The organism is Arthrobacter cryoconiti, assembly GCF_020905375.1.
GTDB classification, from domain to species: Bacteria; Actinomycetota; Actinomycetes; order Actinomycetales; family Micrococcaceae; genus Specibacter; species Specibacter cryoconiti.
This window is the reverse complement of record NZ_JAJJBU010000025.1, coordinates 1-15,717: the sequence shown is the minus strand read 5'-3', so window position 1 is coordinate 15,717 and position 15,717 is coordinate 1. Positions and strand designations below refer to the sequence as shown.

The following is a 15,717-nucleotide window of genomic DNA, read 5'->3' as shown; positions in this document are numbered from 1 at the left end:
CCCGAGCTTGCCAATGCTTGATCGGCACACTGGAAGGAGCCAAATAAGCCCAAATTTATGGCCCTTTGGCCGCCTTCCCGCGCCCCTGGGAGGGTTACTCCCACTCAATCGTTCCCGGTGGCTTGGACGTCACGTCCAAAACGACGCGGTTGACGCCTTCCACTTCGTTGGTGATTCGGTTGGAAATACGGGCTAATAGATCGTAGGGCAGACGCGACCAGTCGGCCGTCATCGCGTCCTCGCTGGAGACGGGGCGCAGAACAATCGGGTGACCATAAGTGCGTCCATCCCCCATGACGCCAACACTGCGCACGTCCGCAAGCAAAACAACCGGCATCTGCCAGACTTCATCGTCCAGACCTGCGGCAGTAAGCTCGGCACGCGCTATAGCGTCAGCCTTGCGCAGCAGTTCTAGACGTTCTCCGGTGATTTCCCCAACAATCCGGATCCCCAAGCCTGGACCTGGGAACGGCTGGCGGCCCACAATTTCAGCGGGCAGGCCCAACTCGGCACCAACAGCACGGACTTCGTCCTTGAATAGGGCTCGCAACGGCTCTACCAGTTCAAAGCGGAGGTCTTCGGGGAGTCCACCGACGTTGTGGTGGCTCTTGATATTGGCAGCACCCTCGCCACCGCCGGATTCAACAACGTCCGGGTACAACGTGCCTTGGACCAAGAATTTAATGGTCTCGCCCTCGGTGGCTGCCTCGGCCATGATGGCACGTTCGGCTTCCTCGAAAGCACGAATGAATTCTCGTCCAATGATCTTGCGCTTAGTTTCAGGGTCACTGACACCTGCCAGGGCGTTCAGGAAACGGTCTTGCTCGTTGGCAACGTAGAGTTTGGCGCCGGTCGCTGCGACAAAGTCACTTTCAACCTGCTCGGCTTCACCTTCACGCAACAGACCGTGATTGACGAAGACGCACGTGAGCTGATCCCCAACGGCGCGCTGGACCAAGGCGGCTGCAACGGCGGAATCCACTCCACCGGACAGACCACAGATGACCTTGGCATCCCCGATCTGTTCACGGATTCGCTCTACTTGATCATCCAAAATGGACGTCGCACTCCAGTTTTTCTCAAGTTTGGCACCGTTGAACAAAAAGTTCTCCAACACTTTCTGGCCGAACTCGGAGTGCTTGACCTCCGGATGCCACTGCACGCCGAAGAGGCATTTGACCTCATTGGCAAAAGCGGCAACAGGGGCGCCGGCCGATGAGGCCAGTACGTCAAAACCTGCGGGCGCCTCTTGGACGCTGTCCCCATGGCTCATCCATGTGTTTTGGTGGGCGGAAGTCGACGCCAAGATGGAGCGGGCTTCGCCGTTCAAAGTGACATCAGTGGCACCATATTCACGGGAGCCCGTTTGGGCCACCGTTCCGCCCAAAGCTGCCGCCATGGCTTGGAACCCATAGCAAATGCCGAGTACTGGAATTCCGGCTTCAAAGAGCTCCGGGCCAATGTTGGGCGCACCTTCCGCGTAGACACTTGAGGGTCCACCCGAAAGGATGATGGCAGCTGGGTTTTTCGCCAGCAACTGCGCGGTGGTGTAGGTATGCGGAACGATTTCCGAGTACACATTGGCCTCGCGCACGCGGCGCGCAATCAATTGGGCGTACTGGGCGCCGTAGTCAACAACCAGAACGGGCTTGGCAGAAATATGGGCCGTAGCGGGATTAGTCACGCTTCAATCTTAACCCACGCTGGCAGTTGAGGTGACTGCGCAGACTGCAATTGCGAAGTTCTGATCAGTAGCGCTTACCAGCCTTAGGGTTTGCAGCAACTTCGCCAAGAACTTCTTTATGGATGCGCCCCTCCACGATGAAGGACAGGAACGGAACCACCCCACCAAGTGCAATCAGGACCAGCTTGCCAAACGACCAGCGCATGAGCGACCACAGACGGAAGTCGGCGATCAGGTAAATCACGTACATCCAGCCGTGGACGATGAGCACCAACGTTGAGAGGTTCACGCCTCCGGCGACTGCCATCACGCCGCCGTCGATGCTCACGAACCCCAGACCGTGAGAGGCGCCCGTGACGGAGTTGGTGCCACCAGCCATGAGCACGCTTTGAAAGCCATAGCGCAGCACCAGTTCAAGGCAGAGAAGCAACAGCATGCTGCCGGTGGCGTAAGCAAGCACTTTATAGAATTTGAGCGCGCTGAGGATCTGCGCGGGGGTTCCACCGAACCTGCGTTTGGGTGCGGCTACGGTTGGTGGCACCGGAGGGGTTGAAGCCTTGGCGGGTTCTTGGGCGTTGTTCTCGGTCACGAAACTGGTTCTCCTGAGTCTGATACTGGGGTGTGTTCATCATCGTCACGATCGACGTCGAACAGCTCGTCTTGCTCGCGGCGGTAGTCATCCGCCACCAAACGCCACCACATGAACACGGCGAAGCCGGCGAACAGCACCCACTCGATCGAGTAGAAAATGTTCAACCAATTGATCTTGTTGTTTTGGTCAGTGGCAGTGACAGTGATCGGGGTCATTCCCGCATTGGATGCGCTGGCGCCGACGTCACTACCGGCAGCATTCACTTCCTGCGCGGAGACAACGAATGCAGCCAAGGTGGTGGTCTTCCATACGTTGGTCAGTTCGGCTGACGACAGCGCGCTGACGTGGCCCTGCGCAAGGCTTTTAGCGACCTCTGGCGCTTCAGCGTTGAGCAGGCGGCCCTCTACCGTGAGGGTGCCCGCGGGGGGGTCCGTGGCTTTGCTGGGATCCGAAATCCAGCCGCGGGCCACCGGAATGACCACTTCTTTGCTCGCGGCCACGCCTTCCAGAACAGGTGCACCGTCAATCACAAAGGCGGTGACCACCCAATGCCCCACCTCCCCGTCCTGCACCCGAGAATCCACGATGACTTGTTTGGCAGGATCGAAATGTCCGGTGGCTCGTACTACCTGGCCTTCACCGGTTCCGAGCAGCGGTACTCCCGGTTTGAGGACGCTCAGGAGCGGTTGTGCTTTCTCCGTGACGGCAGGAGGGGCTACATCCTTCTCCAGAGAACGGGAGAACTGCCACTGGCTAAGCAGCACAAAGACAGCAGCCACGGCAAGGGCAAACACCAGAGCGGCAATCCATTTTGGTTTTGTGGCAACTTTGAGCACACTACAACGGTACTTCGTAAGCGTGTAGAACAACGAATGCGCCAGGCGTGGTCAGGTCTTCGCTTGTGAAAGCGTTCATGCCCGAGGAATCAATGGTCAAAGAAGATCAAGGTGGAATTGATGAGTTCTGCGATGACCTCGGTGTCATGCGCGCGCCGAAGGGACTCTCGAAAGTTCTCCTTAAACAACGACCGGGCTAGGGTTGCCAGCACTTCCAGGTGCTCGGAGAAGGAGCTCGCTGGCGTTGCAATGAGCAAGACTACTGTGGCGGGACCGTCCACGGCGCCGAAGTCCAGGCTGTAACCAAACTTAGTCACGCCGACGGCGATCGACGTACGTGCCACGTAGTCGCTGCGGGCATGCGGTAGGCCAATCCCGCCGGGCAGCCCAGTGGCCATTTGGTGCTCACGCGCATTGACGTGACGTAGAAAACCAGCCAGGTCATTGACGCGCCCCTGCTCGTAGAGCTTGGCCGCAAGTTGCGCAGTGGCGTCTTCTTTGCTGGTGGCCTCCATTTCCAAAATCACCAGGCCGGGGTTGGTTAGTTCCGTCTCATAGCGGTCTAAGGAACTCATGGGTGGCCTTTCACATTTGTCAGCCAAGTCTCGTTACGCCAATGGAAGTATCCCTGGCGCTTCCAACCGCGCTGCATCCGCCGAGACATCGTCTGGCTGCTGCTGGCTTAGCCGCTCGGCTTCGACCCTTGCCACGTAATTGGCCACTTCATTTTCTTCTTGGGTTGCACTCCAGCCCAAAATATCTGCCATTAGTCTAGCCGCGACCGGTGCCGCTGAAACCCCCCGATCCCATGCCTCGATGGAAATACGGGTGCGCCGGGTCAGCACATCATTGACGTGCAGGGCTCCCTCATGCGTGGTTGCGTACACAACCTCCGCGCCCAGATAGTCGTCTGCACCAGGGAGCGGATCAGCTAGCTCCGGGCGCTCCTTGATTAGCTCCAATATCTCCGGAACCAGGGAGCCATAGCGATTTAGTAGATGTTCTACCCGGGCAACGTGAACGCCTGACTCATCTGCCGTACGGTTTCTGCGGTTCCACGCGGCCTTAAAGCCCGTGGCCCCCAGCAGCGGAATGGTTTCAGTACAGCTTTCCGGGACCTTTTCATCCAGGGCCCGGGACGCCTCATCCACGGCATCCTTGGCCATGACACGGTAGGTGGTGAACTTTCCGCCGGCCACCACCACCAGACCAGGCACGGGGTGGGCGACGACGTGCTCGCGGGACAGCTTGGCAGTTGAGTCGTTCTCACCGGCGAGTAGCGGGCGAAGACCTGCATACACGCCTTCCACGTCTTCTCTGGTCAGCGGTCGCTTAAGCACCTTATTCACATGTCCAAGAAGGTAGTCGATGTCAGCGCTGCTGGCCGCCGGGTGCGCTTTGTCCAATTTCCAATCTGTATCGGTGGTCCCAATGATCCAATGCCGTCCCCAAGGGATAACGAATAGGACAGACTTTTCGGTCCGCAAGATCAGCCCCACAGTGGACTGGAATCTATCCCGCGGCACCACCAAATGGATGCCCTTGGAAGCCCGTACTTTTAGTTGTCCACGATCCGTCACCAGAGCCTGGGTTTCATCCGTCCACACACCTGTGGCGTTGATGACCTGCTTGGCCCTGATCTCAAACTCGTCCCCGTTTTCCTGATTGCGGACGCGGGCACCCACCACCCGCTCCCCTTCCCTCACAAAGTCAACGACTTTGGTCTGGTTGAGCGTGTGGGCACCAAAGCTAGCAGCGGTGCGAATCACATTGGCGACCAACCGCGCGTCGTCCACCTGAGCGTCGTAGTAGCAGATGGAGCCGATCATGGCGTCGTCCTTGAGGCTCGGTGCCGCCTTCAGCGTGCCCTTATGGGAGAGATGCTTATGCATGGGGACACCGCGGCTATTACCGCTGGTCAAACCCAAGGTGTCATAGAGCAAAATACCCGCACCCACGTAGGGACGTTCAACGAAGCGCCGATGCAGGGGATAAAGAAACGGTACGGGGCGCACAAGATGTGGAGCAATGCGTTGAATGAGCAGTCCACGTTCCTGAAGGGCCTCCTTGACTAACGCGAAGTCCAACATTTCCAAATATCGCAGTCCACCGTGGATCAGTTTCGACGAACGTGAGGACGTCCCTGCTGCCCAGTCGTAGGCCTCCACCAGGCCCACTTTCAGCCCTCGGGTCACAGCATCCAACGCAGCACCGGCGCCAACCACGCCCCCGCCCACCACCAAAATGTCGAGTTCCCCACCTGCTTCGGTGGTGGCTCTTAGCTCTTCCAGCGAGGATTCCCGCGTCGCTTTGCTCAAATTGCCATTGGGTGGGGTGGAAACCTTCATCACGAACCTCCTGCAGCTAAGGGTACCGATACTCAAAACCATACGCGTTTAGCGCACAGAAAGGCAGGGGCCTACTGCCCGGACACCGTCGTCCGGCTTAAGCAAAAAGTGCCCCGGCCCACCATGAGAATTCGCGGGAACAGGACACTTTTATTGCTTTTTCTTACTACGGGGAAACAAGCACCTCAACGCGCTGGAATTCCTTGAGATCGGAGTAACCAGTGGTAGCCATTGATCGACGCAGGGCGCCCACCAGGTTGGAAGCACCGTCGGCTTGGTGCGCCGGGCCATGGAGTACTTCTGCCAAGGTTCCCACTGTCCCCATCTTCACGCGGTGTCCACGTGGCAATTCTTGGTGGTGCGCCTCAGCCCCCCAATGCCAGCCCTGCCCCGGAGCTTCGGCGGCACGCGACAGCGCTGCGCCGAGCATGACGGCGTCTGCGCCCATGGCGATGGCTTTAACAATGTCACCACTGGATCCCATGCCACCGTCAGCAATCACATGCACGTAGCGTCCGCCGGACTCATCCATGTAGTCCCGGCGCGCGGCCGCCACGTCGGAGATGGCGGTGGCCATGGGAGCGCGGATACCCAGTGCGCGTCGGGTGGTGGTTGAGGCTCCGCCGCCGAAGCCGACAAGTACACCTGCGGCACCGGTACGCATCAGGTGCAACGCGGGCGTGTAACCAGCGGCGCCGCCCACAATGACAGGGACGTCAAGTTCGTAGATGAACTGCTTAAGGTTCAATGGTTCGGTGGTCTTGGAGACGTGCTCAGCCGAGACGGTGGTGCCCCGAATCACAAAAACGTCAACACCAGCCGCAAGCACCGTCTTGTAGTGTTCCTGGGTACGTTGCGGGGTCAGTGAACCTGCCACGGTAACACCCGCAGCGCGCATCTGTGCCAGACGCGAAGTGATCAGCTCCGGCTGGATGGGTGGGCTGTAAAGCTGCTGCAGGCGGAGGGTGGACTCCGGGTCGATCACAGAGCCCTCCAGCCCCGCAATCTCATCCAACACAGGCTGTGGATCCTCGTAGCGGGTCCACAGGCCTTCCAAGTCCAGAACACCCAGACCCCCCAATTTCCCCAAAGCAATGGCAGTCTCAGGTGACATGACCGAATCCATCGGAGCACCAATGACCGGCATCTCAAACTGGTAGGCGTCGATCTGCCACTTTACCGACACGTCCTTGGGGTCACGCGTCCTCCGGGAAGGGACAATCGCGATGTCATCTAAGGTGTACGCACGGCGTCCACGCTTGCCACGGCCAATCTCAATCTCATAAGTCACGCGTCCTAGCCTATCGCAGCGGTGGCCCGCCAACAGGCGTGAAGGCGAGCCTTCGGCATCACCCCCTGGCATTCCCCCGCTTAGGCTAACAAGGCACCATCTTCCAACAGCGGCTTTTCAGACGTCTGCTGACCGCTGTGCGGGGCTTTGAACCGAGCGAAGAAATCGGCGGGGAGAGCCCCCGCAGCCTTTGCCGGTACGCTTTGATGCATGACTGAAACCGAACTGCGCATGACCGATCATGAGTTATTGGCCCTGCTTTCCATGACGCCTACGGAATCGGCAGCAACAACTCTGGCCTTGTTCCGACTCGACCAGCACGCTGAGAACGAATTGCTGCGCAATGCCGGGCTGACGACGCTGATGGTCCGTGGCCTGGCGCAACCGCAAGGGGAGAAGATCGTCCCGATTGAGCGCTGCGCCGTGGTGGGAACTGTGCTCTCCCAAGCCCAAGAGTGGTTGGAAATCTCCCTCACCACTCCCACCAGCGAGCATGTGCTGTTCACGGCCGGGTCCAACGTGGGAGCGGTACTGCTCAGTCTTAGCCCTTACGGCGTGCATGAGATCCAGCCCATCGAGTCCGGGGATGCCATGGTGGAACTTGGCCTACACCTGTGCCGGGAATATCTCACTGCCGCCGCTGAAGGCCTGCCAGCCAGTGCCGTCCTACGGCGTCTGCGCGTGGGCCAAGAACCGTCCGTCGCCACGTTGACAGCGGTCGAGTCCGGCGACTGGACACTGCGCGCAGGTTCTGAAACCGAGTTTAGTGAGGAAAAAGTTACCCCCGCAGAAGCACTTGACCGCTTCGAAGCGGCCCTGCGCTAGAAATATCCGCAAGCCTCAGGCAGGCGTATCTTTAGTTGCTAACACACGACATTTGCTAACACACGACGGCGGTGACCCACCTGGGAAAGGAGGGTCACCGCCGTCGTCCGCTGGAATTGCAGTCCGCTGGAATGGCTGAGTGCTGGAGTTACTTGGTGAGGTAGTTCGGCGCCTCAACTGTCATCTGAATGTCATGGGGGTGCGATTCCTTCAGGCCAGCGGCCGTGATGCGGACAAACTTGCCACGGGCCTTCAGCTCGGGGATGGTCGGGGAGCCCACATAGAACATGGTCTGGCGCAGCCCACCCACCAATTGATAAGCAACAGAGGCCAGCGGGCCCCGGTAGGCCACGCGGCCCTCGATGCCCTCCGGAATGAGTTTGTCGTTTCCGACGACATCCGCTTGGAAGTAGCGGTCCTTTGAATAAGACGTGTTTTTTCCACGGGACTGCATCGCTCCCAGGGAGCCCATGCCGCGGTACGTTTTGTATTGCTTGCCGTTGACGAAGACAAGCTCGCCCGGGGACTCTTCCGTGCCGGCCAAAAGTGAGCCGAGCATGACGGTGTCAGCACCGGCCACCAGGGCCTTGCCAATGTCACCGGAATACTGCAGGCCACCGTCGGCAATCAACGGCACGCCAGCCGGGATGGCCGCTTTCGCGGATTCGTAAATCGCCGTGATCTGCGGGACGCCAACGCCGGCCACCACTCGAGTGGTACAGATGGAGCCTGGACCCACACCAACCTTGATACCGTCAGCCCCTGCGTCGATCAGAGCCTGAGCGCCTTCGCGAGTAGCAGCCTGGCCACCAATGATGTCAACATGCGCGGCCGCGGGATCCTTTTTCAGCTTCATAATGAGCTCCAGCACGCCCTGACTGTGACCATTGGCAGTGTCGACGAACAATGCGTCCACACCGGCTTCCACCATGGTCATGGCTCGCTCAAAACCGTCTCCAAAGAATCCGATCGCGGCACCTACGCGCAGGCGGCCCTCGTCGTCCTTGGTGGCCAGCGGGTACTGCTCTGCCTTGGAGAAGTCCTTGACGGTGATCAGCCCGCGCAAAATGCCGGAAGCGTCCACCAAAGGAAGCTTTTCGATCTTATTCTTGGCTAGCAGACCGGAGGCATCCTCCCGGCTGATGCCAACTCGTCCAGTGATTAGCGGCATGCGGGTCATGACGTCGCGGACCAGGCGCTGGCTGTATTCGCTCTCCGGGATAAAGACTGTGTCGCGATTGGTTACGATACCTACCAGGCGGCCCCCCTGATCCACAACGGGGAGCCCGGAAACCCTGAAACGGGCGCATAGTTCGTCCAGGTCAGCCAGCGTCGCATCCGGGCCCACTGTCACCGGATTGGTGATCATGCCGGACTCACTTCGCTTGACCAGATCAATTTCTTCAGCTTGGCGCTCAATGGACAGATTCCGGTGCACCACACCCAGACCACCTTGCCGGGCCATGGCGATCGCCATGCGCGACTCCGTGACGGTATCCATCGCGGCTGAAAGCAGCGGGGTGGCCACAGTGATCCGTTTCGAGACGCGCGAGCTCGTGTCGGCTTCGGAGGGAATGACATTGGTGTGGCCGGGAAGGAGTAGAACGTCATCGTATGTAAGGCCAACAAAGGCAAAGGGATCATGAATTTCGGGCTGGGACACGAAGGCTCCTTGGCGGGGGTAGAACCGGTGGGGTGTGCATCCGATGGCCTGCCCCGTGATTACGGAGCTGGTCTGTGCGTTATTCACAGTCTAAAACGAAAGATGCCCCAGCCCTATTCCAGAACAGTTCCTGCCCTGTTAAGGCGCATTTTCAGTCCAGTTCCGGGAGCGTTCCCCTAGAATCAGGCACACAGGCTGACACGATAAAGGAACCTCATGGCTTTGCAGATTCGAATTGTCGTCCCTTCCGGCACAGCCGAGAAGGTGGTGGAAATTGCGCGCAACCATCCTGGTGTCTCGGAGATTGCGCTGACGAAGGGGGCATCGCTCGTCCCTGCTGGCGACGTGATTGTTTTGCAGGCGGTGCGCGAGTCAGTCGAGGATTTGTTGGGCAAACTCCACACGCTCCATGTCAGCCACGAAGGATCGCTGAGCATTAGCTCACCGGAGCTGGTTATCTCAGACCGTTTGGATGCTGCGGACCAAGAGGTATCCGGGGACGGCGCCGATGCCATCATCTGGGACGAGGTGGAAAAGGACACCAATGCTGATTCGAAGCTAACGTGGAACTATCTGGTGTTCCTAGTCATCGCCGTCCAGCTGGCGGGAATCGGGATAGTCACGGATTCCACCATCGCCATTGTTGGAGCCATGGTGGTGGGCCCAGAATTCGGTCCGCTCGCTGGCTTGGCGCTGGCTGTAGTGGATCGGCGATGGAAGCTGGCCAGGCGAGCCACAGTGGCGCTGGTCGTCGGATTTCCGATTGCGATGGCTCTCACTGCAATCGTCACTCTGGCATCAATATGGCTGGGGCTCTTTAGCCCGGCAGAGGTACTGAGCGAGAATCGGTCCACGGAGTTCATTTACCACCCCGGCCCGTATTCCTTCATCGTCGCGGTACTGGCGGGGGCCGCTGGCATGCTCTCGCTCATCAGCAAAAAATCCGCGGCACTTGTGGGCGTCTTCATCTCAGTCACGACAGTTCCTGCCGCCGGTTATGTCGCCGTGGCCCTCGTGTTAGGGGAACAGGGGCGTGCGGCAGGGTCAGCATTGCAGCTTTTTCTCAACGTCGCAGGCATCGTAGTCTCCGCGTCCGTCGTCCTCTTTGTGTATCGGATGGCCCGTCGCAGACGCCCTGCCCCCACTCGATACTCAGCGGCCCACGCAGCAGCATCAGCACGAAATGTTGGTTCGCGAAGCCCTTTTCGGCGCTGACGTCCACGCAGGCAATTGTTCCAACCCGCGCACCCTGCTGTGATTGGTGCCGCGCCTGAGGCAGAGTAGTGGCATGGACGTAGATAGCACACGCACTACTGAGCCTTCCCTGCAGAGTTCTGGCCCTCCTAAGTCCGGGGGCAGGCCATCCCTAGCTACCGCCCTCCGGCGCTATCCTGTGGTGGCGTTGACTGTTTTGGCTGGCGTCTCCGTGGCGGTGCTACTGCTGGCCGGGCAAGAATCGCCCGCCCAGTGGGTCGCCAGTATCTTTGCCCTGGCAGTGGCGGTGTACCAAAGCGTCGGCATGGTCCGCGATATCCTGCACGGACGCTGGGGCATCGATATTTTGGCCGTCACCGCGATTGTGGCAACCGTGTCCGTGGGCGAATACATTGCCTCGCTAATTATTGTCCTAATGCTCTCCGGCGGTGCGGCGCTGGAAGACTTCGCGGCCAGCCGTGCAACGCGAGAACTGACGTCCTTGCTGGAGCGGGCACCACGAACTGCGCATCGGCTCAACGATGCCGGTGAAAGTACGGACATACCGATCGCCGCAGTCGAGGTCGGCGACGTCCTTCTGGTCAGACCCGCAGAAGTCGTCCCCGTGGATGCTCTGCTACTCTCCGCATCAGCCATGTTTGACGAGTCAGCCCTGACGGGCGAGAGCCTGCCGGTGGAGCACGAGTCAGGCAACCCGATCTCCAGCGGCGCACTCAACGGTCCTGCCGCCATCCGCATCCAAGCCACGGCCCGCGAAGAAAACTCACAGTACAGCCGCATCATTGCCCTGGTACGCGAGGCCTCCAGCAGCCGAGCCCCGGTGGTCAGACTAGCTGACCGCTACGCAGTCCCCTTTACAATTTTTGCCCTGGTACTCGCTGGATTTGCTTGGTTTATCAGCGGTGACCCCGCCCGATTTGCTCAAGTTCTTGTCGTGGCGACGCCGTGTCCCTTGCTGATCGCCGCTCCTGTGGCTTTCCTCGGTGGTATGAGCCGAGCGGCCAAGGCGGGGATCATCGTCAAGGGCGCTGGGACCTTAGAACAAATTTCGCGGGTGCGCACTGCCGCCTTTGACAAGACAGGCACGCTCACGGGAGGCCAACCCACTCTTGAAGACATTCGCAGTGTCTCCCTTGCCCCCCTGGAGTTGCTGAATTTGGCAGCGTCAGCAGAGCAGTACTCCTCCCATGTACTAGCCGCCGCGATCGTCACCGAAGCACTGGCCCGAGGGCTGAGCCTAGATTCCACCGACAATGCGACTGAACACGCCACGCACGGGGTCAGCGCACTCTTTCATGACCACACAGTGTTAGTTGGCAAACAGTCCTTCGTGGCGGAACACAGCGCTGACGTGCAGCCGACGTCTCTCTCCGCCGGTCAGATGGCCGTGTATGTGGGAGTTGATGGCCACTTTGCCGGCACGTTGATCATGCGTGATCCACTACGCCCTGAGGCCGCGGCGACACTTGCAGCCTTGCGGACGCTGGGAGTCACAGAGACTGTCATGCTCACAGGCGACGCAGACGCCACCGCTCGGTTCATCGGCGATGAAGTTGGGATCACGAACATCAAATCAGGGCTTTTACCCGAAGACAAAGTGCGTCTGGTGAACTCTTTGCCGCAGCGTCTAGTCATGATGGTGGGCGACGGCGTCAACGACGCTCCCGTTTTGGCCGCGGCGGACGTTGGTATTGCCATGGGCGCAAAGGGCTCGACGGCGGCCAGTGAATCGGCAGATGTCGTCATCATGCACGACGACTTGGCAAAGGTGGCCGACGCGGTGCGCGTTGGTCGACGGACGGTACGGATCGCCATTGAGAGTATCTGGATCGGGATTGCGCTGAGCGTGGTTCTGATGTTTCTGGCCGCCGCCGGAAACATCCCTGCAGTGGCGGGCGCCTTATCCCAGGAGGCGGTGGATCTTGCCGCCATTTTAAATGCTCTGCGCGCCCTGACGCCGGGCCGGAAGAAGAGATAAAAGAGAAGGACGCCATCTGCACTTTCGTGCAAATAACGTCCTTCACGCCTAAACCAACGCCTAAATCAAACCCGAAGAAAAGCTGGGTGGGCCTAGTGCTGGTGAGCGGCCGCGTCTTCCTCGGCAGGCTTCTCCGTGACGAGAACCTCGGTGGTGAGCACCAAAGCTGCAATGGAGGCGGCGTTGCGCAGTGCTGAGCGGGTGACCTTGACAGGGTCAATGACACCAGCTTCGACCAGGTTGACATACTCGCCGGTGGCGGCGTTGAAGCCGAACCCATCGTCAAGTTCGCCAACCTTGTGCACTACAACGTAGCCGTCATGGCCCGCGTTCTGAGCAATCCAGCGCAACGGCTGAGCCACTGCCTTGCGGACCAACTCGATGGCAGTTGCCGCATCTCCGGTGAGAGCGGTAACCGTAGCGTCTTCATCCAAGGCCTTGGCAGCCTGAACGAGGGCGGAACCGCCACCGGCCACGATGCCTTCTTCCAAAGCAGCACGCGTAGCGGACACTGCGTCCTCGATGCGGTGCTTCTTTTCCTTGAGCTCGACCTCGGTGGCTGCACCAACCTTGATCACGCCGATGCCGCCAGCCAACTTGGCCAAGCGTTCCTGCAGCTTTTCCTTGTCCCAGTCGGAGTCGGTGCGCGTCAGTTCAGCGTGAAGCTGAGCCACACGGTCCGCCACGTCCTCGGACGTACCGGCACCGTCAACGATGGTGGTGTTGTCCTTGGTAACCGTGATGCGCCGAGCCGTGCCCAGCACCTCAAGGCCGACTTGGTCCAGGGACAAGCCGATCTCCGGAGAGACAACCTGTGCGCCAGTCAAGATAGCAATGTCCTGGAGCATGGCCTTGCGGCGGTCTCCGAAGCCCGGAGCCTTGACAGCAACTACGTTCAGTGTGCCGCGCAGACGGTTCACAATCAGCGTCGACAATGCTTCTCCATCAACGTCTTCAGCAATGATGAACAGCGGCTTGCCAGCGGCCAATGCCTTCTCCAACAGCGGCAGGAATTCCTGCAGGTTGGAGATTTTGCCCTGGTTGATGAGGATGAGCGCATCTTCCATGACGGCTTCCTGGCGTTCCGCGTCAGTGACGAAGTACGGGGACAGGTAGCCCTTGTCGAACTGCATGCCTTCAGTCAGGACCAGTTCGGTTGACGTCGTGGAGGACTCCTCGATGGTGATCACACCATCTTTGCCGACCTTGTCGAAGGCTTCAGCGAGCAATGCGCCGATTTCTTCGCTCTGTGCGGAGATAGCGGCAACTTCTGCCACCTGTCCCCCGCCAACCGGGCGTGCATTCTCCAGTAGGCGCTTGGCAATGGCTTCAACGGAAACCTGGATGCCACGCTTGAGCTCACCGGGGGCTGCACCTGCGGCTACGTTGCGCAGGCCTTCCTTGACCAATGCCTGTGCCAAAACGGTGGCCGTGGTGGTGCCGTCTCCGGCAACATCGTTGGTCTTCGTGGCAACTTCCTTGGCCAACTGCGCACCAAGGTTCTCGTACGGGTCCTCCAGCTCCACTTCGCGGGCGATCGTGACGCCGTCGTTGGTGATCGTGGGGGCACCCCACTTCTTGTCCAACACAACGTTGCGTCCACGCGGGCCAAGGGTTACCTTGACGGTGTCGGCAAGCTTGTCGATACCGGCTTCGAGGGCCTTTCGGGCTTTGTCATTAAATTCAAGCTGCTTAGCCATGTGTTTGTCCTTTCACGCAAAGGCCCGCGCGGCGCGACCGAGTCCGGTCGCGGGCGCGGGCATTCACAAAAGTGGTTACTTTACGACGATGGCCAGCACGTCACGGGCCGAAAGCACCAGCAGCTCTTCGCCGCCGGTCTTTACTTCGGTTCCACCGTACTTGGAGTAGAGGACGACGTCGCCGACGGCAACATCGATCGGGACGCGGTTGCCGTTGTCATCAACACGGCCGGGTCCTACTGCCACAACTTCGCCCTCCTGGGGCTTCTCCTTGGCAGTATCCGGGATAACCAAACCGGAGGCGGTGGTCAGCTCTGCTTCGAGCTGGCGAACAACAATACGATCCTCAAGAGGCTTAATAGAGACCGACACTCGGACCTCTCCTTCACATCAGCAAATTCTATGGATGATTCAAAAACTCTTTGGTCATCTGCGGATACCAACCGTCGTCGCGGTGCCGGTGATGCTCCTAGACCAAGCGTTCTTGGATTTAGCACCCTCGGGGCGAGAGTGCTAACTCAGACTCTATTGACTCACTTAGCACTCGGTCAAGGTGAGTGCTAAGTAAATATCGCTAAAACACGACGCCGGGGGCTCGTGTTTCGCTCTGGGCGCACCTTTTTAGGAGGCTCGGCATCCGCACCTCGCTGGTCCGTGGTTCCGACATAACTATTCTCGACACGTTGCCGTGTTTGTGTCGCGATGTCAGGATGAACCCATGACATCTGCACCTCCCCCAGTTCAGGTCCGAAACCTACAAAAGTCTTATGGCGGCGCCAATTCTGTGGACGGCGTCAGCTTTGACATCGGGGAAGGCGAAACGTTCGCCCTCCTAGGCCCCAACGGTGCTGGCAAAAGCACCACGATCGAGATCTTGGAAGGGTACCGTGACCGCACCGGCGGCGAGGTGAGCGTGCTCGGCGTTGATCCGCAACGTGGCGGCGCGCACTGGAAGTCACAGCTGGGGATCGTGCTCCAGTCCACCGGGGAAAGCGGCAATGTCACAGTGCTGGAGCAGTTGCGTCATTTTGCCCGTTACTACCCGAACCCACGCGACGTCGGCGAGGTCATCGAGGCCGTGGGACTGACAGCGAAAACCGGCACCCGTATCAGCAAGCTTTCCGGTGGCCAGCGCCGCCGCGTGGACGTGGCACTGGGAATCATAGGTCGGCCCAAACTATTGTTCCTCGACGAGCCGACCACTGGCTTCGATCCGGAGGCGCGCCACCAGTTTTGGGGGCTCATCAACCAACTCAAGAATGAAGGCACCACCATCTTGCTCACCACCCACTATCTAGATGAAGCCGCCACACTAGCGGACAGGGCTGGTGTCATTGTGGGCGGGCGGCTGGTGGACATCGGCAAAACTGACGAACTTGGTGGGACAGAAGCCCGGGTGCCTCTGGTGCGGTGGCGCCAGGACGGCGTCGAACATCTGGAGAAAACCACCGAGCCAGCTGCGCTGGCGGCCCGACTGTATGCCGAAGCAGGAGGGGAAGTGGAAGGGCTACAAATCACCAGGCCAACGCTGGAAGACATCTATCTCCAACTTGTGGCCAGCCATGGACTCCCGGCGACAGCGTCA

General features: G+C 59.5%; 13 protein-coding genes. 4 read left to right on the top strand and 9 right to left on the bottom strand.

What is annotated here, in order from left to right:
- Positions 1 to 94 precede the first annotated feature (94 nt).
- The 6 genes from guaA to LOH53_RS13175 form a co-directional block, all read right to left on the bottom strand.
- A complete protein-coding gene (gene guaA / locus LOH53_RS13200; protein ID WP_230068217.1) occupies positions 95 to 1,684 on the bottom strand; it encodes a glutamine-hydrolyzing GMP synthase in 1,590 nt (529 codons plus the stop codon).
- 64 nt (positions 1,685 to 1,748) lie between these two features.
- A complete protein-coding gene (locus tag LOH53_RS13195) occupies positions 1,749 to 2,225 on the bottom strand; it encodes a DUF3817 domain-containing protein (protein WP_230068230.1) in 477 nt (158 codons plus the stop codon).
- A 44-nt stretch (positions 2,226 to 2,269) separates the two neighbouring features.
- Positions 2,270 to 3,112 carry an SURF1 family protein gene (locus LOH53_RS13190; protein ID WP_230068216.1) on the bottom strand — a complete coding sequence of 281 codons (843 nt, stop codon included), beginning with the start codon at positions 3,110 to 3,112 and terminating at the stop codon, positions 2,270 to 2,272.
- Positions 3,113 to 3,201: 89 nt separating this feature from the next.
- The gene (locus tag LOH53_RS13185; RefSeq protein ID WP_230068215.1) at positions 3,202 to 3,687 is read right to left on the bottom strand and encodes a PTS sugar transporter subunit IIA; all 486 of its coding nucleotides are present in this window, start codon (positions 3,685 to 3,687) and stop codon (positions 3,202 to 3,204) included.
- Positions 3,688 to 3,720: 33 nt separating this feature from the next.
- Positions 3,721 to 5,460, bottom strand: coding sequence for a glycerol-3-phosphate dehydrogenase/oxidase (locus LOH53_RS13180; protein ID WP_230068214.1), 1,740 nt, complete (start codon positions 5,458 to 5,460; stop codon positions 3,721 to 3,723).
- Positions 5,461 to 5,626: 166 nt separating this feature from the next.
- Entirely contained in the window at positions 5,627 to 6,751 is a 1,125-nt protein-coding gene (locus tag LOH53_RS13175; RefSeq protein WP_230068213.1) for a GuaB3 family IMP dehydrogenase-related protein, read from the bottom strand.
- Positions 6,752 to 6,961: 210 nt separating this feature from the next.
- Between LOH53_RS13175 and LOH53_RS13170 the strand changes: the two genes are divergently transcribed.
- Positions 6,962 to 7,576, top strand: a complete 615-nt coding sequence (locus LOH53_RS13170; protein ID WP_230068212.1) for a hypothetical protein — start codon at positions 6,962 to 6,964, stop codon at positions 7,574 to 7,576.
- Between the two features lie 148 nt (positions 7,577 to 7,724).
- On the opposite strand, the gene guaB is transcribed toward LOH53_RS13170, so the two are convergent.
- Positions 7,725 to 9,239, bottom strand: a complete 1,515-nt coding sequence (gene guaB / locus LOH53_RS13165; protein WP_230068211.1) for an IMP dehydrogenase — start codon at positions 9,237 to 9,239, stop codon at positions 7,725 to 7,727.
- A 216-nt stretch (positions 9,240 to 9,455) separates the two neighbouring features.
- On the opposite strand from guaB, the gene LOH53_RS13160 reads away from it, so the two are divergent.
- Both LOH53_RS13160 and LOH53_RS13155 read left to right on the top strand, forming a co-directional pair.
- A complete protein-coding gene (locus LOH53_RS13160) occupies positions 9,456 to 10,454 on the top strand; it encodes a DUF389 domain-containing protein (RefSeq protein WP_230068210.1) in 999 nt (332 codons plus the stop codon).
- A 73-nt stretch (positions 10,455 to 10,527) separates the two neighbouring features.
- The gene (locus tag LOH53_RS13155) at positions 10,528 to 12,432 is read left to right on the top strand and encodes a heavy metal translocating P-type ATPase (protein WP_230068209.1); all 1,905 of its coding nucleotides are present in this window, start codon (positions 10,528 to 10,530) and stop codon (positions 12,430 to 12,432) included.
- A gap of 92 nt (positions 12,433 to 12,524) precedes the next feature.
- Here LOH53_RS13155 and groL read toward each other — a convergent pair whose 3' ends face one another.
- Together groL and groES are read right to left on the bottom strand one after the other, a co-directional pair.
- Positions 12,525 to 14,132 carry a chaperonin GroEL gene (groL, locus tag LOH53_RS13150; RefSeq protein WP_230068208.1) on the bottom strand — a complete coding sequence of 536 codons (1,608 nt, stop codon included), beginning with the start codon at positions 14,130 to 14,132 and terminating at the stop codon, positions 12,525 to 12,527.
- Positions 14,133 to 14,207: 75 nt separating this feature from the next.
- Positions 14,208 to 14,504, bottom strand: coding sequence for a co-chaperone GroES (gene groES / locus LOH53_RS13145; RefSeq protein WP_165183436.1), 297 nt, complete (start codon positions 14,502 to 14,504; stop codon positions 14,208 to 14,210).
- Between the two features lie 346 nt (positions 14,505 to 14,850).
- Between groES and LOH53_RS13140 the strand changes: the two genes are divergently transcribed.
- The coding region (locus LOH53_RS13140; protein WP_230068207.1) for an ABC transporter ATP-binding protein at positions 14,851 to 15,717 on the top strand (867 nt) is incomplete at its 3' end.

Bases quoted from the DNA above. Each gene is read 5' to 3' on its own strand.
- LOH53_RS13180 (WP_230068214.1), bottom strand. From the start codon at position 5,460: ATGAAGGTTTCCACCCCACCCAATGGCAATTTGAGCAAAGCGACGCGG.
- groL (WP_230068208.1), bottom strand. From the start codon at position 14,132: ATGGCTAAGCAGCTTGAATTTAATGACAAAGCCCGAAAGGCCCTCGAA.
- LOH53_RS13170 (WP_230068212.1), top strand. From the start codon at position 6,962: ATGACTGAAACCGAACTGCGCATGACCGATCATGAGTTATTGGCCCTG.
- LOH53_RS13160 (WP_230068210.1), top strand. From the start codon at position 9,456: ATGGCTTTGCAGATTCGAATTGTCGTCCCTTCCGGCACAGCCGAGAAG.
- LOH53_RS13155 (WP_230068209.1), top strand. From the start codon at position 10,528: ATGGACGTAGATAGCACACGCACTACTGAGCCTTCCCTGCAGAGTTCT.
- LOH53_RS13185 (WP_230068215.1), bottom strand. From the start codon at position 3,687: ATGAGTTCCTTAGACCGCTATGAGACGGAACTAACCAACCCCGGCCTG.